Annotated in this window: 18 protein-coding genes; 2 read left to right on the top strand and 16 right to left on the bottom strand. The window is 43.2% G+C overall.

The window, feature by feature from the left end; genetic code table 11:
* Positions 1–153: 153 nt before the first annotated feature.
* The 7 genes from H70737_RS02825 to H70737_RS02790 form a co-directional block, all read right to left on the bottom strand.
* The gene (locus H70737_RS02825; protein WP_042184608.1) at positions 154–699 is read right to left on the bottom strand and encodes a DUF1697 domain-containing protein; all 546 of its coding nucleotides are present in this window, start codon (positions 697–699) and stop codon (positions 154–156) included.
* Positions 700–727: 28 nt separating this feature from the next.
* The gene (locus H70737_RS02820) at positions 728–1,546 is read right to left on the bottom strand and encodes a phosphotransferase family protein (protein ID WP_042184606.1); all 819 of its coding nucleotides are present in this window, start codon (positions 1,544–1,546) and stop codon (positions 728–730) included.
* A gap of 14 nt (positions 1,547–1,560) precedes the next feature.
* Positions 1,561–1,857, bottom strand: coding sequence for an antibiotic biosynthesis monooxygenase family protein (locus H70737_RS02815; RefSeq protein ID WP_042184604.1), 297 nt, complete (start codon positions 1,855–1,857; stop codon positions 1,561–1,563).
* A 19-nt stretch (positions 1,858–1,876) separates the two neighbouring features.
* Positions 1,877–2,503 carry a hypothetical protein gene (locus H70737_RS02810; protein ID WP_042184603.1) on the bottom strand — a complete coding sequence of 209 codons (627 nt, stop codon included), beginning with the start codon at positions 2,501–2,503 and terminating at the stop codon, positions 1,877–1,879.
* 126 nt (positions 2,504–2,629) lie between these two features.
* Positions 2,630–3,736 (bottom strand): GerAB/ArcD/ProY family transporter, encoded by a 1,107-nt coding sequence (locus H70737_RS02805; RefSeq protein WP_042184601.1) that lies wholly within the window; start codon positions 3,734–3,736, stop codon positions 2,630–2,632.
* A 239-nt stretch (positions 3,737–3,975) separates the two neighbouring features.
* Positions 3,976–5,130 carry a Ger(x)C family spore germination protein gene (locus H70737_RS02795; RefSeq protein ID WP_042184597.1) on the bottom strand — a complete coding sequence of 385 codons (1,155 nt, stop codon included), beginning with the start codon at positions 5,128–5,130 and terminating at the stop codon, positions 3,976–3,978.
* Entirely contained in the window at positions 5,127–6,677 is a 1,551-nt protein-coding gene (locus H70737_RS02790) for a spore germination protein (RefSeq protein ID WP_042184595.1), read from the bottom strand. Before H70737_RS02790 ends, H70737_RS02795 begins: the two co-directional genes overlap by 4 nt.
* 219 nt (positions 6,678–6,896) lie before the next feature.
* On the opposite strand from H70737_RS02790, the gene H70737_RS02785 reads away from it, so the two are divergent.
* A complete protein-coding gene (locus H70737_RS02785; protein ID WP_042184593.1) occupies positions 6,897–7,214 on the top strand; it encodes an MGMT family protein in 318 nt (105 codons plus the stop codon).
* Here the strand turns inward: H70737_RS02785 and H70737_RS02780 are convergent.
* From H70737_RS02780 to H70737_RS02745, 8 genes are all read right to left on the bottom strand, one after another.
* The gene (locus H70737_RS02780) at positions 7,211–7,912 is read right to left on the bottom strand and encodes a DUF1361 domain-containing protein (protein WP_042184591.1); all 702 of its coding nucleotides are present in this window, start codon (positions 7,910–7,912) and stop codon (positions 7,211–7,213) included. The two genes, H70737_RS02785 and H70737_RS02780, sit on opposite strands and share 4 nt — an antisense overlap.
* 231 nt (positions 7,913–8,143) lie before the next feature.
* A complete protein-coding gene (locus H70737_RS02775) occupies positions 8,144–9,922 on the bottom strand; it encodes a SulP family inorganic anion transporter (RefSeq protein WP_042184590.1) in 1,779 nt (592 codons plus the stop codon).
* A gap of 99 nt (positions 9,923–10,021) precedes the next feature.
* Entirely contained in the window at positions 10,022–10,348 is a 327-nt protein-coding gene (locus H70737_RS02770; protein ID WP_042123860.1) for an ArsR/SmtB family transcription factor, read from the bottom strand.
* A 72-nt stretch (positions 10,349–10,420) separates the two neighbouring features.
* A complete protein-coding gene (locus H70737_RS02765; RefSeq protein ID WP_042184588.1) occupies positions 10,421–10,798 on the bottom strand; it encodes a hypothetical protein in 378 nt (125 codons plus the stop codon).
* Between the two features lie 61 nt (positions 10,799–10,859).
* A complete protein-coding gene (locus tag H70737_RS02760) occupies positions 10,860–12,428 on the bottom strand; it encodes a phospholipase D-like domain-containing protein (RefSeq protein ID WP_052404139.1) in 1,569 nt (522 codons plus the stop codon).
* Between the two features lie 173 nt (positions 12,429–12,601).
* A complete protein-coding gene (locus H70737_RS02755) occupies positions 12,602–12,895 on the bottom strand; it encodes a putative quinol monooxygenase (RefSeq protein ID WP_042184585.1) in 294 nt (97 codons plus the stop codon).
* 27 nt (positions 12,896–12,922) lie between these two features.
* A complete protein-coding gene (locus tag H70737_RS02750; RefSeq protein ID WP_042184583.1) occupies positions 12,923–13,564 on the bottom strand; it encodes a nitroreductase family protein in 642 nt (213 codons plus the stop codon).
* A 36-nt stretch (positions 13,565–13,600) separates the two neighbouring features.
* A complete protein-coding gene (locus H70737_RS02745; protein WP_042184581.1) occupies positions 13,601–14,029 on the bottom strand; it encodes a MarR family winged helix-turn-helix transcriptional regulator in 429 nt (142 codons plus the stop codon).
* A gap of 163 nt (positions 14,030–14,192) precedes the next feature.
* Here H70737_RS02745 and H70737_RS02740 point away from each other — a divergent pair, with 163 nt between their 5' ends.
* Positions 14,193–14,972: a carbon-nitrogen family hydrolase gene (locus tag H70737_RS02740; RefSeq protein ID WP_042184580.1), complete on the top strand. Its 780-nt coding sequence runs from the start codon at positions 14,193–14,195 to the stop codon at positions 14,970–14,972.
* A gap of 72 nt (positions 14,973–15,044) precedes the next feature.
* On the opposite strand, the gene H70737_RS02735 is transcribed toward H70737_RS02740, so the two are convergent.
* Positions 15,045–15,974 (bottom strand): lipoate--protein ligase family protein, encoded by a 930-nt coding sequence (locus H70737_RS02735; RefSeq protein ID WP_052404138.1) that lies wholly within the window; start codon positions 15,972–15,974, stop codon positions 15,045–15,047.
* Positions 15,975–16,063: the final 89 nt, after the last annotated feature.

The raw sequence follows: 16,063 nt of genomic DNA, 5'->3' as shown, positions 1-16,063 counted from the left end.
CTGTAGGTGTATTATTTCACCCTTACCTTAACTCTCAATGAGTCCAAGCTGAATGTTTGCTGAATATACAAGGCCACCAGAACGCAAAAAAAGCCCCACAACTGTGGAGGCTTTCTGTTCAAATCCCAACCCAAGCAAATATTTTAAAATAGACTATTCCATTCTGCCCATAGTAACGAGCTTATTCACCGTATTCCAATTACGTGCTGTAAGCGTCATACCCAATATTCTGTCAAAAGGAACCTTGAAAAGCGGCGACTGGCTCACACTGACCTCATATAACACGTACATCTCTCTGCCGACAAAACGCACTTTATCTGGTCCATCCTCATAAGTGCGCAGTTTATCCAATGCTTCTGCTGAAGGCTCGACTGGTAAAAAAGTAACATACCATCTTTTGAATTCCTCTGGCTCGGAGAGCTGAAAGGGATCGTTAGCGATCACGTTCTCCATCTCAGCCAGTGTACGAATCATAACAGAGACCTCGAAACCAAACACCTCATGAATCTGGCGTTCAATGACTCCAGTAAGCAGACTCTCCGAACCTTCATCACTCTCAAATACAACATTTCCGCTCTGAATATACGTTCGTACATTTTCAAATCCAAGAGTCTGAAACATCGCCTTCAGGTCCAACATTTTAATAATTTTGTTCCCGCCGACGTTAATTCCACGCAGCAGCGCAATATAGGTAGTCATAGAATACGCCTCCGTTTTTGTGCCATGATCAGCTTACCTCTGCGGCTAAGGTTTGTAGACGTTTACGAACTTCTTTTACCAGCAGCTCCTTCTCTGGAGGCGAAAGCCCCTCCACCAAACGCGCGGCAGCGATCGGCAAAATCCAGCGGTCTACGTCCTCATAAGTATGTCCTGATAATCTGAGATACTCTTGAATATATCCCTTGGTTAATTTCTTTCTAATAAAACCTATCATCATTCTCGATAAGGCAGAGGCTCCAGGGGGCATGGCTCCCATACTGAACATTACTACAGATCGCGCAGCATCGGCCGCTGGTTCTCCCACCACACCTGTCATCCAGTCGATTACCCAGAGCTGATCATCCATAAGTACATTGTCAGGATGGAAATCTCCATGACATAAATAGGTTCCTTGTGGTAACTTCTCCAGATAGCGCAGGATGGCTGACTTCTCATCTTCACTAAGCATTGGAGCCCCCATGATATTCCACTTCAACATATCCTTCTGCTGTCCAATCTCCTCAGTAATTTCAAGTTTATGCAAATCGTAGTGAAGCCTAGCCATCATTCTGGCATACTTACTAACTTTCCAAGGCTTCTCACCCATCACCTTTAGCAGGGAGGGACCTTTAATTTGTTGAAATACAATACCTTGTCTTGATTGTTCAGAAATGAGTTCAAATGGCTGTGGTGTCCGGACGCCCTGCGAGTGCACAAACTGGCTGATCTTATATTCTCGGCTAATATTCTGTTCTGAAACATCCTCTAGGTACAATTTAAGAATCCTCTGATCATCATGCTGCCAGATCTCCGCTGTTCTGCCTTTCCCAACAAGCTTCGCCTTCATTCGGCAGCCTCCATTTAGTCCAGATTAATGCGGGTAAAATGCTCAACAACCGGAAATGGGTCGTAGTAATGGTGAAGTAGCGCCTTCCATTCCTGATACTGGCTGGATTCTCTGAATCCTATGGTATGATCTTCAAGCGTTCTCCACTTCACAAGCAGTAGATACTTATGATCATCCTCCAAGCAATGTTGCAATTCATGCCCTATGTAGCCTTCGATCGAAGAAATTAAGCTTGATGCCTCCTTGAAGCTTTTTTCAAATTCAGTAGTTAAACCAGGCTTCACTTGCAGCATCGCAGCTTCCAAAATCATAATCAGCATCCTCCAAAGGTTATGTATTTAAAGCATCACGGAAAAATTCATGATAAAAATTAATAATAACAAGCAGAATGGCTAGTGACTCGTTGACCTGCTCTACCTCAAGGCTATGATTAGCATCATCGATTCTATACACTTTTAAATGATGAAGCCCACTAATTTCACCAGAAAGCTGTTCGCTAAATAAAGGGTCGCTTCCCCCATAAATTACAGTCCCACGACTCTGCTGTATCAAAGGGATCGCCTCAGGTAATGGTGTTATATATAGATGAGACGTCTTTTTCTGTATTTCTAGCTCTTCTGCAATTCTCCCTGCTATGACCGAACCCACGCTTTTGCTAATGAATAGAATCTTTTTGTATTCAGGAAGAGATGCAATGGCCGCCTTACATTCCTGAATGAGAATAATCATTTCATCACGCTTAAAACCTACTCTAGCACTCTGGTAGCCATATTCAAGCAGCAGGACATCGCAATTATGTTCCCGAGCTGCTTTGGCCGCATAATCTAGCAGGGGGCGTTCAGCCGAGTAATTTTTACCTGGAAAAATAACAGCCAATGCCTTAGATCCTTGAGTAATATATTTATGTCTAACCTCTCTACCCCAATAAGAGGACATAATGATGTTGCTGATGTTCATACCTGTTTCCCTCTTTTCTAAAACAACCATTCTATATATATCTATCATTATAGCTAACTTATGTTTAGTTTTAAAATCAAAGAATTCCTAATCTTTACTAGAGATCAGGAATGTTCGAAAGTAGGTCTATTGCTGTGATGCCACCTGCTTATTTTTACTTTTACTAACCTTAATTTCAGCACAAATCCACAATATCAACGGAATAATCACCTGAAAAGGAAGCGCATATATTGGATAAATAGTATAGGCAAAATGCTGCATCTCCATAATATCCTTGAAGATAAATCGAGAGAAATAAACCATAATCAATCCCAGCTGAAGCACAACGGATCGGTAGCTCTTCAGTTTGAATAATTTAGCGACTCCAACACTAGCCACATATAAACATAAGCTAGTCTTTATGAATATCGTGATGACAAATCCAAGTGCTGATGATGCCTCCATTCGGGTCAAAAAATCCCCTATATTAATCCGACTAACCGCTACATAAGAGGGGAAGTATAAACTTTGAACAATATCAGGATTGAGAATCAGCAAATTCCGCAGAGAAACGAGCAAAATCACCCCACCAGAAATCAGCAATCCGCTTAGCAGAATCTTTTTGGCTGAGTCTTTTGCCGGTAAATGACTGAACACTCCCATAAAAAGAACAATTTCAGCAAAAGGAAAAGTAAATGACCCAAATGTATCTGCAAATATTGGTGACCATCCACTGGCAAGAAAAGGCTTCAAATAGTGATACTTGAGCTTGGGAATGGCTAAAATTTCAATAAACAGAACCTCAGCTAAAAGAAGCAGCAGAAATAGCTTAGCACATCTCCCAATCACCTCAATTCCTGCCTTAACCACCCAAATACATAACAGACCTACGCATAACATGGGTGCAATCATAGGCGTCTCTGTCAAGGCAACCGTTTTACTAAATTCCCCAAAATTCCGTAGAACGAGGGCCCCCATATGCAGCGCGTACCATATATACATACAAGAAACTACTCTCCCAAAGATAGATCCAAATACGATGATCAATATATCAAATAGATTCTTACCCGGAAAAAGCACATGAAATCTAGCGTATATAAACAGCAGGGGAACCGTTAAAGATATGGCAAAAAGTAGAGCAATCCAGCTACTGTTGCCCGATTTCCCCGGCAGACCCATGAATAGTGAAGTCCCAATAATAAATAGAACAACAATACTTATAGAATGCCCTGTGGGTATGATCTCTTTTTTCATGCTTAAATCTCCTCTTGGACTTGTAACTAAAATAACTTGCTGATCCAGCTTACAATTAAAGGTGAAGGACTAGGAAGCTGCCATTTCATGGCCAATGCAAAAGCAATACAGAAAGAAAACAGACATAGTGTACAACACACATAAAAATCCCGTTTCATCCCTTGCTTTAACAATCCGTAAGGATCCATCAATACAACAAAAAAGTAGATCAAAACAACGATAACAGCCAATTTTATCACCTATTCTTGATGGATCTGGATAGATCTTGAGTTTTGAGCACTGCTCTCAATAATTACTGTTGAATTTACAACCACATCTAGATCAGAGAATTCCCGCTCCCAATCTTTATCTAGCTCGGTCCAGGTCTTAGGCATATTCTCAAAGATAATCTCTCCGAATCCAAAAATATCGGAATGATATTCCTGCTGCAACTTTTTAATTACAGAGAGAATATGCTTCTGTAATTCCTTAGCGGCACGCTTCTCTATAACATTCTTACTATTCAGACTAGTGAATCCTTCAGTAGTCATTACCTCATCAAGCCCGGTATGTGTGACCATATTTATCTGTAATTGAAGCTTACCGTTTACCCAAACAGGCTTTACTTTTGTTTTATTGGAAAAAATCTCAAGTGTGAAGTCGGGGGCTCCCTTTTCGTTATTCACGGTTAACACCCCACCCTTTATCTCATCTTTAATAAACAACATGTACTTGGTCTCTTCGCCACTCAGTTTGCCAATCATTTTGTCCATTTTGAATATAGCAGTTCCACTAACACGCGGATTTTTCTGACCATTTTTTTCGTGGATATAAATAAGAGGAGCTATAGCACAATCCCCGGGCGTCTCCAGCTTTTCAATGAAGTCCCAAATCTCCACAACCGGGGCCGTACTAACATTTTGTTCAATTGCCATCTGCTGAGCAAGACCATAAGACATAATAGTTTCTGTTGAGCTATTTAAATTAATTACTTCCTGAGCCGTCTTCTCTTTAGAAACAAACACGTATACATCCGATCGAGTTTCTGTATCTCTGTTGTACCAATCAATCACTTTTACAACCCCTTCCTTCGCTATCTCCTCACTGAGGATGATCGCCTTGGAATGACTCCAAAATAGTTTCTTTCCCGTGATTGAAATCATGCTTCTTACAATATCAAACATCGTTTTTCCTGAAAGACTAACCATCTTATAACCCGCTTGACTAGATTTCATCCCCTCTTTCGTATCCACAATTTCGACCGTTGCTAGTAGCTTCCCGTCAGAATCCTTATCGATGCCCACGCCTGCTACAACTGCCCTATCTTCAATTTCGGCGTAATCCCAACAACCCAAGGTACTTACCAGAAGTAATAGCGATATACAAGCTAGCAACCCTTTTTTGATTTTTTTCATGACCGATTCCTTACTTTATTGGTCGCTTTTCTCTTTCGGTTACGCGCTCCAATCATCGCCGGACGTAAATACATATGCCACCATGGCGCCCTTATAGCTGTATCCTTAATGTCCTGCGGATGAATAGAACCTACTCCAAGCATGTACTGAACCCCAAAGGAACGTAAACTCATCAAATGAATCACTAAACCGATCACACCCAAAAAATACCCATATAATCCCAGAAAAAAGGTTACGAACAGCAAAAGCGACCTTACTACGATTAGAGGACCCGTCAGTCTTGGGTTAAGCAAAGCCATAATTCCTGTTAAACCCACTACAATAATCATAGGAGCGCTAACGATTCTCGCTTCCACAGCCGCCTGACCCAGTACAAGCGCACCTACGATGCTAATCGCCTGACCAATGTAGGTCGGTATTCGTTCTCCTGCCTCTCGCAGAATTTCAAATATCGTTAGCATGAACAAGACCTCCACCACAGTTGGAAAAGGAACGGCTACTCTCGACGTTGAAATACTAAGTAACAACATGGTAGGCAGCATTTCCTGACTATAGGTAACCAACGCTACGTACAAAGCAGGAATACTAATAGACAAAAAGGCTCCAAGTACCCTTATCATTCGGTTAAACGAACCAAAGTAATAGTTAATATAATAATCAGCACTGGCCTGAAAATTCTCCACAAACAAATAGGGCACTGTCATTGCATAAGGACTGCCTTCCATTAATAAGGCAACTCTACCCTCCATAATTTTGCTTACTACAGAATCAGGACGTTCTGTGCTTCCCGTCATTTCAAAGGGTGAAAAGGGTTCATCTCGAATAAGCTCCGAAAGAATAGACGTATCCAATACAACATCTATGTCCACCTGTTGAATTCGGTTTTGCAGCTCTTTAACAACATCCGGTGAGGCCAAACCTTCGATATAACAAATACAAGTTTGTGTTTTGGAGCGAGTCCCGACTTGACCATAAATAATCTTTAAGTCCGGACTTTGCACTCTTCGGCGAATGAGCGTCAAGTTTACAAGCAGCGACTCTGTAAAACCTTCTCGCGGACCCTTTACGCTTTTTTCCGTCACAGGCTCCGCGATAGCCTTCGTTTCCCACCCCTGCGCACTAATGTTAAGCGCACCCGCAAAGCCATCCATCAGAAACAATGTTTTTCCAGCTACGACCGCGCTAACCATCTCATCCAAACTCGTAGAGCAAACCACATCGCTAATGTTAATAACCAGCGTCCGAATTTTCTCCATCATTTCAGCTGTATTCCCGCTATCCATTGCTGTAAAATCAAAATCCATTAGAGGCTTTATCACCCCGTACTGGATCATTTCCCTGTCTACCATTCCGTCTACATAGACTAATCCGCAGCGGATGCCGTCACTATGGATATTATTTATCACCCTTATTCTTAGTGTTCCATCATCCTTGAAGATTTGTCGAAACAGCTTCATCATTTCATCTAGTGACGTACTCGGAGTCTGTCCAGACGTCGTATTTTTTAGGGAATCTTTGCGGTTACCATCTGCTGTCTGTTTCTCCACAGTAGTCACTCCTGTCACAATAGTTTCCTAGAAATTATCCCCCATCTCACTAAATACTATCCGCCAAAATTATACTTAAAAGGGATCAACTTCTTCACAAAGGAAAGTAAAATCCTTCTGTTAAAATAAAAAAGCCGCTTTAGCAGCGGCATGTTGAATGTTTATGATTGTAGTGATCATCTGGTATAATTTGATGAAAATAAGAGATAGGAGCTCCCTATGACACCATTTACAGAACAAGTGATTCGTATCATACAATCTATACCTGAAGGAAAAGTAATGACTTACGGAGGCGTTGCTCGTGCGGCAGGAAGCCCAAGAGGCGCAAGGCAGGTAGTTCGTATCCTTCACTCCATGAGTAGAAAATATAAGCTTCCCTGGCATCGGGTTATCAACGCCAAAGGAATGATCGCCTTGACTGAAGATGAATCCAACTCCCTCCAGAAGCTTTATTTACAGGAGGAAGGGATTATTTTTAATGAAAAAGGTGTGGTAGATCTGAAGCAATACCAATTTGATCCGGAATTTATGGATTAACCACGTATGCGCTTAGCGCCCCTTCCTCTTTCACTGGTTCCAAGACCATTCAGCAAACAGTACATCGTAGCGTAGATAACCAGCAATACAAACGCAATGAACAAGCTGAAAAATACCGACTGTCGATTCAAGCTGTCCATAACCAGTTGGTACAACTGATGCCGGTCCGTCAGTACATCCCAGCTATTCAGCCTGTAGACTCGGCCAAGCAGGACACCATACCCCCCAAGTACACATGCTGCGAATACGAATATCCAAGAGAACAGCAGGCTGCTCTTGCGATAAACAACCGTCTGGAACTGGTATAAAGAGAAGAAACCAGTCAACCATCCGCTCCAAGTGAACAATAAGAGGGTAACCAGATCATACCAATACCGATTCTGAATGGTGCCATCCACGATATATCTGCTTTTTCTTATCGTCAGATGCACCAGATCCGTCATGAGATAAGGCGCGTTCGGAAAGAACAGCAGCCAAGCGACGCCTAGCGGAACAAGCAGCAATCCACCTATCTTCCTTTTATCCAGTTCATAAGCAGCCATAGAGAACAGGAACGGAATCCAAGCCAGGAATAAATTCCAGAGTAAAAATGCATAAAACGAATCCGTCTGTAGTGACACTACACGATATACGGCCAATGTCGCCACAGACAGACCTGCCAAGAGCATAAACACCTTCGGATAACGCAATTCCTTCATGAGCTTATATTCTCCTTATCGAGATAGTTTACATTTAACTTATACCCAATTGTACAAATTTGGCATTCCCAAGTCCAATCTCAAGCATAAACGCCTTTGTCGTCCTTATTAGGACGATAAGCGTTTAAGCGAGAAATATAAGGATAATATATGATGTGAAACTTAAATTCTTATATTTGAACAGAAAAACCCGGACGCAAAAACGTCCGGGCTGACTCTTATCTATTTCACTCAAAGACCACTATTTAGTTCAGGTGCAATTACAGGTTTCTTACGCCCTTTCAGACCGCGCACACTTCCCGCCTCTTCCAGACAGGAGAACGCTGTACACTCCCTAAAAGCGGCATGGCTACATCCAATACACTTGTTGTAATCGATGCTGTTAAGTGCGTCATTAATGGCTTCCCCGGTGTGCGGATAAAACTGAGCCTCACCTATGGTACTATACAGTCCAGTTCTCTTGAGTAGCTCAAGCGGCTGTGGCTGAATACCTGAAATCATAAGTTTCCCTCCAACAGCTTGTAAATGCCGCACCAGCTCTGCTAAATTGGATTCTCCAGTGGTATCCATGAAGGGTACTTTCCCCATCCGCATTAATATAATTCTAGGTTGATCTGAACCATAGCTTGGCATAGTGTCATCGAATCGATAAGCAGCGCCAAAAAACAGCGGACCTTCCACCGTGTAAATTCCAATTTGCGGACAGTCATGACTCTCCGTAACCATATGTGCCTCTACCTTAACGGACTTCGGATCAGGCAGCACTTTGGCTACCAGATGAACCTCTCCCATTCGTTTCACAAACAGAATAACCGCAAGAATTAATCCCACCTCTACAGCCAGCGTTAAATCTGCAAATATCGTTAACAAGAAGGTGATGAATAACACCAAGGAATCGCCGGTCTTGATCTTAAGCAGATGAAGGAACTCTTTGCGCTCACTCATATTCCAAGCTACTACCATTAAGATCGGTGCCATCGCAGCTAAAGGAATACTGGAAGCATAGGGTGCGAGCAACAGGAGAATTAGAAACACCACAACACCGTGAACGATCCCCGAGATGGGAGAAACAGCGCCACTCTTGATGTTCGTCGCTGTTCTAGCAATTGCTCCTGTCGCTGGTATGCCCCCGAACAATGGAGCAGCAATATTTGCGATTCCCTGACCGATCAGCTCTCGGTTACTATTATGGCGGCTGCCTGTCATTCCATCCGCTACAACAGCAGATAACAATGACTCTATAGCACCTAGCATTGCAATGATAAATGCCGGACGAATTAGCAGGGTAATTCGTTCCCAAGTAATGTCCGGAAATCGAAAGCTTGGTAAGGTATTAGGAATATCTCCGTACGCAGAGCCAATCGTAGTCACTTTACCACTAAAGAATAACGCAGCAACCACAGTCGCGCACAGAAGACCTACCAATGATCCAGGCACCTTCGGAGCGAATCGAATCGCTAGGATAACGACGGCAAGACAAATCACGGCGGTCAGAATACTGTATCCATTCATCGTCGATAGATGAAGCCCTATTTCTTTCATATTATTTACAAAGCTCTCATGCCGTTCTATATTCCTTAGTCCAAGGAAATTAGCAATCTGCCCGGTGAAGATAATGACCGCTATCCCTGCTGTGAAACCAATCGTTACTGGCCTCGGAATAAACTTAATCAATACACCCAACTTTAATAATCCCATGAGAACTAGAATAACGCCTGCCATCATCCCAGCGATAAGCAAGTTCTCATAGCCATACTCCATCGCAATGGCAAACAAGATAGGAATAAAAGCACCTGTTGGCCCACCAATTTGAAATTTTGATCCTCCGAACAATGAAATACATATTCCGGCAACGATTGTCGTGTAAATGCCATACTCCGGTTTTACACCAGATGCAATAGCAAATGCCATCCCCAAAGGAATGGCAATAACACCAACGATTGTTCCCGAAATCAAATCCTTGCGAAATGCATTCATGTTGTAGCCTTTATATCGGCCCCACCCTGTCATGATCAAACCTTCTTTTCTTTAAATATCTGATTATTTGAATATAAGAAGAACATTACTCTAGGACGCTACTGTTGTCAACGCCAAAATAATGTTATTCCTTTATTCTCCGCGCATACCTTCGAGCAATGAAATGGTATTCACCAGATGGTTATCAAATATTTGTTTGGCTACGACCAGAAGATCTTTAATTAGAGGATCACGTAACGAATAGATCACAGTGGTACCTTCTTTTACACTGGCTACTACATTCTTGGCGCGTAAAACAGCTAGCTGCTGGGATACAGCAGAGCCTTCTGATCCTAGAATGGCTTGTAGCTCATTTACATTCTTCTCACCTTCGCTGAGCAGTTCCAGTATACGAATTCGCATCGGATGAGCCAGCGCCTTGAAGAATTCGGTCTTAAATTGCTGAATTTCGGTGTTCATAGACTTCTACTCCTCATACTTACTTCTAAATCTAATGCTATCTTTGTATGTTATCTTAGTCCCTGATAAGCGTCAAATACTCAAAGGGTAGATACTCACATTACGAACCTGTACTTCTACAAACACACCAAGCGCCATAGGCTCACCGAGACACTCGAACATCACTAAACTTTCACCTATTCGCAAAAATCCTGTTCCATCCTCTTCAATATTCTCCAGCACACCGGTAAAAACAATCTTATCTCCCTCTAACCTAGTATTGAACTCACTAGCAGGTGCAGGCAGAATATCCACCCATCTCATCAGCAGCTCCGAAAGCTCGAATTCCACATCTGTTTCCGTATCTGGCTCCACAGGAGCACCGCACCAGATCCCCCGACCCTCGCCAAACTCTGTGCGAAAGAATACCTCATCCTTTTTCATGCCATTCTTTGTAATTTTGATTTTCATAGCTATGATTCCACCTTGATAATTTATAACGATCATTATACATGACAATGAACCGATATTATCAAGTGTAATTCTGAGTAACCTTGTTCAGATACGTACTAGGATGCAGCCAAGGATACTTAAAGAACTCACTTTTCTTCGTAATTCTCCGTGAGACACCCAGATCATAATCGATCATAGACTTTATCCGCTCTGCGAAGGCCTCCCCTTTCACCAGCATTCCCAGCTCGAAATCGTGGCAGGCGCTTCTCTCATTGATGTTGTAGGAGCCATGAAATACCACCCGTGATCTATGGTCATAGGTTATTTTCCAATGTGAAAAACGACCTGTGAAACTGTAATCATAAAAGGAAACCCCATTGAGAAACGGCTTATACATATTGCCTCGTACCGCCGCAGTATTGGTAGGATGATCATTAACCTTCAGCGGATTGCAGATGCTCAGATGACAGGAACAGTCTGGCCCCAGCTCCCCCAGCCGATCCCAAAACTCTTGATCAATCAAATAAGGATTTACAATCACCGTCTCCTCTTTCGCATAGGTAATTAAATTCAAATAGTATTGCTGAATTAAGTTAACTGGATTACCCGGAAAGCTTGCAAACAGTGTACATTCTTCCTCCCCAAAATGATAATTTACATTCGGATGGTAGAAGGCATCATCCACGTCAAAATGATCACCTCCCAGAAGTAACCAACGGGAATGAAACTTAGCATTTAAAGGCTGCGCCGCCGCGCCACGGATGCGGAAGCAGCCATCATGCCACTCCTCTTTTTTACTAGGAATCCCCTGTAAATGTCCTTCTATACTGATCGAAGAAGATGCCTGAACAGGCGTCACGTACGTGTATTGATCTCCAATATTCAGGCTGCCAATAATAGAGGTTACCCCATCAATGACCATAAACTTCCGATGATCAATGACATTCAGCCCAGTGATTTCAACGTCCTCTTGTACTTTATCCTGTAAGAACAGGATACTTTCCGGTACGCCTTGTTGCTTCAGCGCCTTCCGCTTCACACGCCATTCTACGGCTGTATAATAAGAATTGAAGGTATTCAACAGCTTAGCTCCTGCATTCTCGAGCCTTTCAGAAATCTTGGAAAATTGACCAAACGCCAGATTGTTCTCATACCCTAAAGCTGTCAGCGCGTAATTGACCATGATCCGTACCTTCACCCCCCGTTTAAGGGCGTGAAATAATTCATCTGCAACCAGATTGCCTGAACGGTCATTAAAGAAGAGCATCACGGACAGGTGAATATAATGCTGTGCCTTCTTTATTTCTTCTAGTATCATCCCTAGGCACTCGGGTCCATTCACGTAAGGATCTACTTGGTTATTCCATGTGGTTTGTGGGGCCAGAGCTTTTAGCTTGTCTGAATCTAATCTGTCTAATACTTCAGTAAGTTGTCCCAGCAATCTTGGGCTAAAGCCAGGAACCTGAAATAGCTGCTCACCCTCCGTAATGACTCCGCCAATGGACTGTCGGTATGCTCTAGCCGCCTCCAGGTCGATCCCCATCAGCCTGTGCTCCGCCTCTTCTCCTGCTTCGCCCATAATGCGGGCAAGTGAACCGCCTGATAAATAATAGTTCACCATATCGATCATATTTTTCTGTGTTTCCATATGTAAGATCCCCTATCTTTATTGTGATTGCACATGTATCAAGGTAAGGATAGATACCCTTGAACTCCTCCTTATAAACGGGGAACATAAAAAACAGGAATGCCCCGCAGCCATTATGGCTATGGAACATCCCTGTTTAAGATCAACCAGGATTCACTAAGAATCGAGATAACTTATTTCACTTGCTCTGCGCTAAATACTTTTACGTCTAGTGGCGCAGCCAAGAATTCACCAGCTTTAGCTGAGAACGCAGTAAAATGAGCGCTCGTATTGTGGCTGGATACGGCTTCAGCGTCGCGCCAAGTCTCCACCATAATAAATGAGTTTGCTTCTCCAGCATTCTCATACAGCTCGTAAGAGAGATTTCCTTCTTCAGCGTGAGTAGCTGTGAGAAGTGTTTTGGACTCCGCTAAAAACTGCTCGCGACGTTCTGGATTCACTTTAAGTACTGCATGGATAATGATCATTGTGTTTTCCTCCTAAGGTATAAAGTATTATTTCCACTCAGCAATTTTATCGATAGGCAAACGGACAGATGGGTAACCTGCATCAACAGCCTTACCGATGGAAAGCAACATTACAGGAACATAACGATCTTTTTCCATGCCAAACGCTTCTGCGATTTGATCTTTTTCATAACCGCCAATTGGGTTTGTATCGTATCCATGTGCACGGGCAACCAGCATCAATTGCATTGCAACAAGAGCACCATCAATAAGCACAGTATCTTTGTTAACTTCACGTGGCAAGGTAGCAAAGTGAGCAGATAATCTAGTTAATTGGTTTTCTTTTACTTCAGCAGGCATTAGTCCACGTTCAACAGCTGTGCCATAAATCTCCTCTGCATAGTCGAAATTGTTCAAATCACCGAAAATGGCAATCATAGCTGCAGAGGTTTCAACTTGTACGCCATTAAAGCGAGCAAGAGGAGCTAAAGTAGCTTTTGCTTCGTCACTTTCAATGACAAGAAACCGCCAAGGCTGCATGTTTACAGAAGAAGGTGCAAGAGTCGCTTCCGTAAGAATCTGAGTCATCTCTTCTTTGCTGATCTTAACGGATGGATCATATTTGCGGATAGAGCGGCGACCCGTAATAATTTCTTTAAAATCATTGGTTTGTGTTTGTGTAGCGTTCATATGTGTATTTCTCCTTTGAGTGTGTGATTTTTGTAGTTACAACAGATTGATATTAGATTGCAGACGATTAAGCATATCTATGAGCACTTTTCGCTCCTGATCGTTAAATCCAGTAAGCAGAGTAGCGACAAATCGTCTCTTCTCTTCGCCATATTGAATCATTCTTTCCCGCCCTTGATCCGTTAATGAGACCAATGTAACCCTGTTATCTGCGGGGTTGTTGCGGCGAGTGATCGTACCACTCTCTTCCATCCCTTTCAAGTGCCGAGTGACGGCGGCCGCATCTATATCCATGCCCTTTTGCAGCGTAATTTGGCTGACTTCATCCACCTGGAATAGTTCATGCAGGAGGCGAAGCCGTGTGGGACTAATCCCAGCACATCGTTCGAATTTCGGACAGATTCCCTTGTTTAATGCCTGCAGCAGTTCAAATATGCGGTCTTCCTCAGGATAGTGCTCCGTCAAAATATACCTCCTTCATAAATTTAATTGTGCACAATTGTTTTGTATAAAATAATACTAACTGATAATCATTGACCCGTCAACTAATATATCAAATCATTTTTTAAAAATCAACATTGCTTATCCTCTTATGGTGCTATAGTCTTGAACAAAAAGGAGGAATCCTATGAGAATCTCCCTGATTCAGCTGGATATAGCATTTGGCAAACCCGATATGAATTATGCTGCTGTAGCAAATAAAATTAGTGTAGCTGCCGCCACAGTCCCCGACTGTCTTATTCTCCCTGAGCTTTGGACCACTGGCTATGATCTGACCCGACTAGAGGATATTGGTGATCCAGAAGGGGAAATTACCAAGGAATTCATCTCCAGATTAGCCAGACAATACAACATCAATATCGTCGCTGGTTCAGTCGCTAGCAGGAACGCCTCCGGTGTAACTAATCGTATGTTTGTATTTAATCGAACTGGAGAACTCGTTGGCGAATACAGTAAGCTACATTTGTTTCAGCTAATGGATGAACATCTATATTTGCAGCCTGGAGAAGACAAAGGCCTCTTCACATTGGAGGGCACGTTATGTGCCGGATTAATCTGTTATGATATCCGATTTCCAGAGTGGGTTCGTGCTCATACCGCACAAGGTGCAGAAATCTTGTTTATCAGTGCAGAATGGCCATTATCCAGGCTGTCACATTGGCGTGCACTACTGATCAGCCGAGCGATCGAGAACCAATGTTATGTAGTAGCCTGTAACCGTGCAGGAAGCGATCCTAACAATACCTTTGCTGGGCATTCTATGATAATTGATCCTTGGGGAGATATTTTATGTGAAGCTTCTGAAGGGGAAGAAATCCTAACGGGGGATATCGATTTACATATGGTGCGTGAAATTCGAGCACAAATCCCGATTTTTTCAGACAGACGTCCGGACTTATATGATTAAAAAGGACGTAACAGATGCTGGCCTCTCGCCAGACTTCTGTTTCGTCCTTTCTTAACGATGCGCAATATCCATTTATCCTTGGGCATAACGTTCATGCAGGACTCGCGCAGCATCCAGAACACGCGGATCTTCATAGTCTAGGAAATATCCGGTCTCCTGCTGTAGCCTGTCAGAGGATTTAAGCACCACTCCACGGTGGGCTAATGCTTGTCTAATACCTTCGGCAAATACTTCAGTCGCATTCGGTCCGCCTAGTTCGCCAAGCCCAGCGATCGTCTCTGGACGAACCCGCGGATAAGATAATGCTGAGTCTCCTCCAGAGGCTTGCTCATAGAATTTATGAATGAGTTCACCACGTTCCTGTCCCGAACCTGAAACCACTACAAATGCATGTACGAAATAGGCATTATTTTGTCTGCGCTGAGCAATGCCGCAAAATTTCCGCCCACCGATCGCCAAATCGAAGTCTCCCGGGCAGTAAGAACCAACAATTTCACCAGCCTCAATTTGAGCTGCAGCCTGTGGATGACTCATAGCAACTGCCTCAGTGATCAGAGAAGCCAGAAGCCTAAAGTCATCATGAAAGTCCAGCTTTCCGCGTCCTTTGGGGAGAACTAGCGAAACATTAACAATTCCATCATCCAGAGGCACCGCAGCACCACCGGAATGTCTTACCGCTGTACGAATTCCTCGCTGCTCCAACTTAGCCATCGCTTGAGCCGCGTACGGAAGCTTGCTGTCCCGTAGGCCGAGCACAACACCCCCGGAATGACTCCATAGGTGCAGACTAGGAGGAACAAGTCCCGCTCCGACATCCCTACAAAGGGTCTCTTCAAAGGCGAACGGGATCAACATCTCCCCGATGCCCCCTGCTTTCTCATCTATCCTGTCATCCTTTAAGATTAGATGCTGGAAAAGTCCCATTTCTGCAGGAAGTCCGATGACTTCTTTACTTCTATCAACAGATCCATTGATCATTGCATCGTATTCCCGAGTATCCACCGATTCCCCTCTTTCCCGTATTATCCGTAATATTGTAATCAATCTGCCTCGCTAGTGCGAAATCAGAATTGAAATGAGGTTATGATAAC

The organism is Paenibacillus sp. FSL H7-0737, from assembly GCF_000758545.1.
Taxonomy (GTDB): domain Bacteria; phylum Bacillota; class Bacilli; order Paenibacillales; family Paenibacillaceae; genus Paenibacillus_AQ.
The sequence above is the reverse complement of the archived record's forward strand: the minus strand, read 5'-3'. Positions and strand labels throughout refer to the sequence as shown.

Bases quoted from the DNA above. Each gene is read 5' to 3' on its own strand.
- H70737_RS02740 (WP_042184580.1), top strand. From the start codon at position 14,193: ATGAGAATCTCCCTGATTCAGCTGGATATAGCATTTGGCAAACCCGAT.
- H70737_RS02805 (WP_042184601.1), bottom strand. From the start codon at position 3,736: ATGAAAAAAGAGATCATACCCACAGGGCATTCTATAAGTATTGTTGTT.
- H70737_RS02785 (WP_042184593.1), top strand. From the start codon at position 6,897: ATGACACCATTTACAGAACAAGTGATTCGTATCATACAATCTATACCT.
- H70737_RS02750 (WP_042184583.1), bottom strand. From the start codon at position 13,564: ATGAACGCTACACAAACACAAACCAATGATTTTAAAGAAATTATTACG.
- H70737_RS02820 (WP_042184606.1), bottom strand. From the start codon at position 1,546: ATGAAGGCGAAGCTTGTTGGGAAAGGCAGAACAGCGGAGATCTGGCAG.
- H70737_RS02775 (WP_042184590.1), bottom strand. From the start codon at position 9,922: ATGACAGGGTGGGGCCGATATAAAGGCTACAACATGAATGCATTTCGC.
- H70737_RS02760 (WP_052404139.1), bottom strand. From the start codon at position 12,428: ATGGAAACACAGAAAAATATGATCGATATGGTGAACTATTATTTATCA.
- H70737_RS02755 (WP_042184585.1), bottom strand. From the start codon at position 12,895: ATGATCATTATCCATGCAGTACTTAAAGTGAATCCAGAACGTCGCGAG.
- H70737_RS02825 (WP_042184608.1), bottom strand. From the start codon at position 699: ATGACTACCTATATTGCGCTGCTGCGTGGAATTAACGTCGGCGGGAAC.
- H70737_RS02765 (WP_042184588.1), bottom strand. From the start codon at position 10,798: ATGAAAATCAAAATTACAAAGAATGGCATGAAAAAGGATGAGGTATTC.
- H70737_RS02780 (WP_042184591.1), bottom strand. From the start codon at position 7,912: ATGAAGGAATTGCGTTATCCGAAGGTGTTTATGCTCTTGGCAGGTCTG.
- H70737_RS02770 (WP_042123860.1), bottom strand. From the start codon at position 10,348: ATGAACACCGAAATTCAGCAATTTAAGACCGAATTCTTCAAGGCGCTG.
- H70737_RS02795 (WP_042184597.1), bottom strand. From the start codon at position 5,130: ATGAAAAAAATCAAAAAAGGGTTGCTAGCTTGTATATCGCTATTACTT.
- H70737_RS02815 (WP_042184604.1), bottom strand. From the start codon at position 1,857: ATGATTTTGGAAGCTGCGATGCTGCAAGTGAAGCCTGGTTTAACTACT.
- H70737_RS02810 (WP_042184603.1), bottom strand. From the start codon at position 2,503: ATGAACATCAGCAACATCATTATGTCCTCTTATTGGGGTAGAGAGGTT.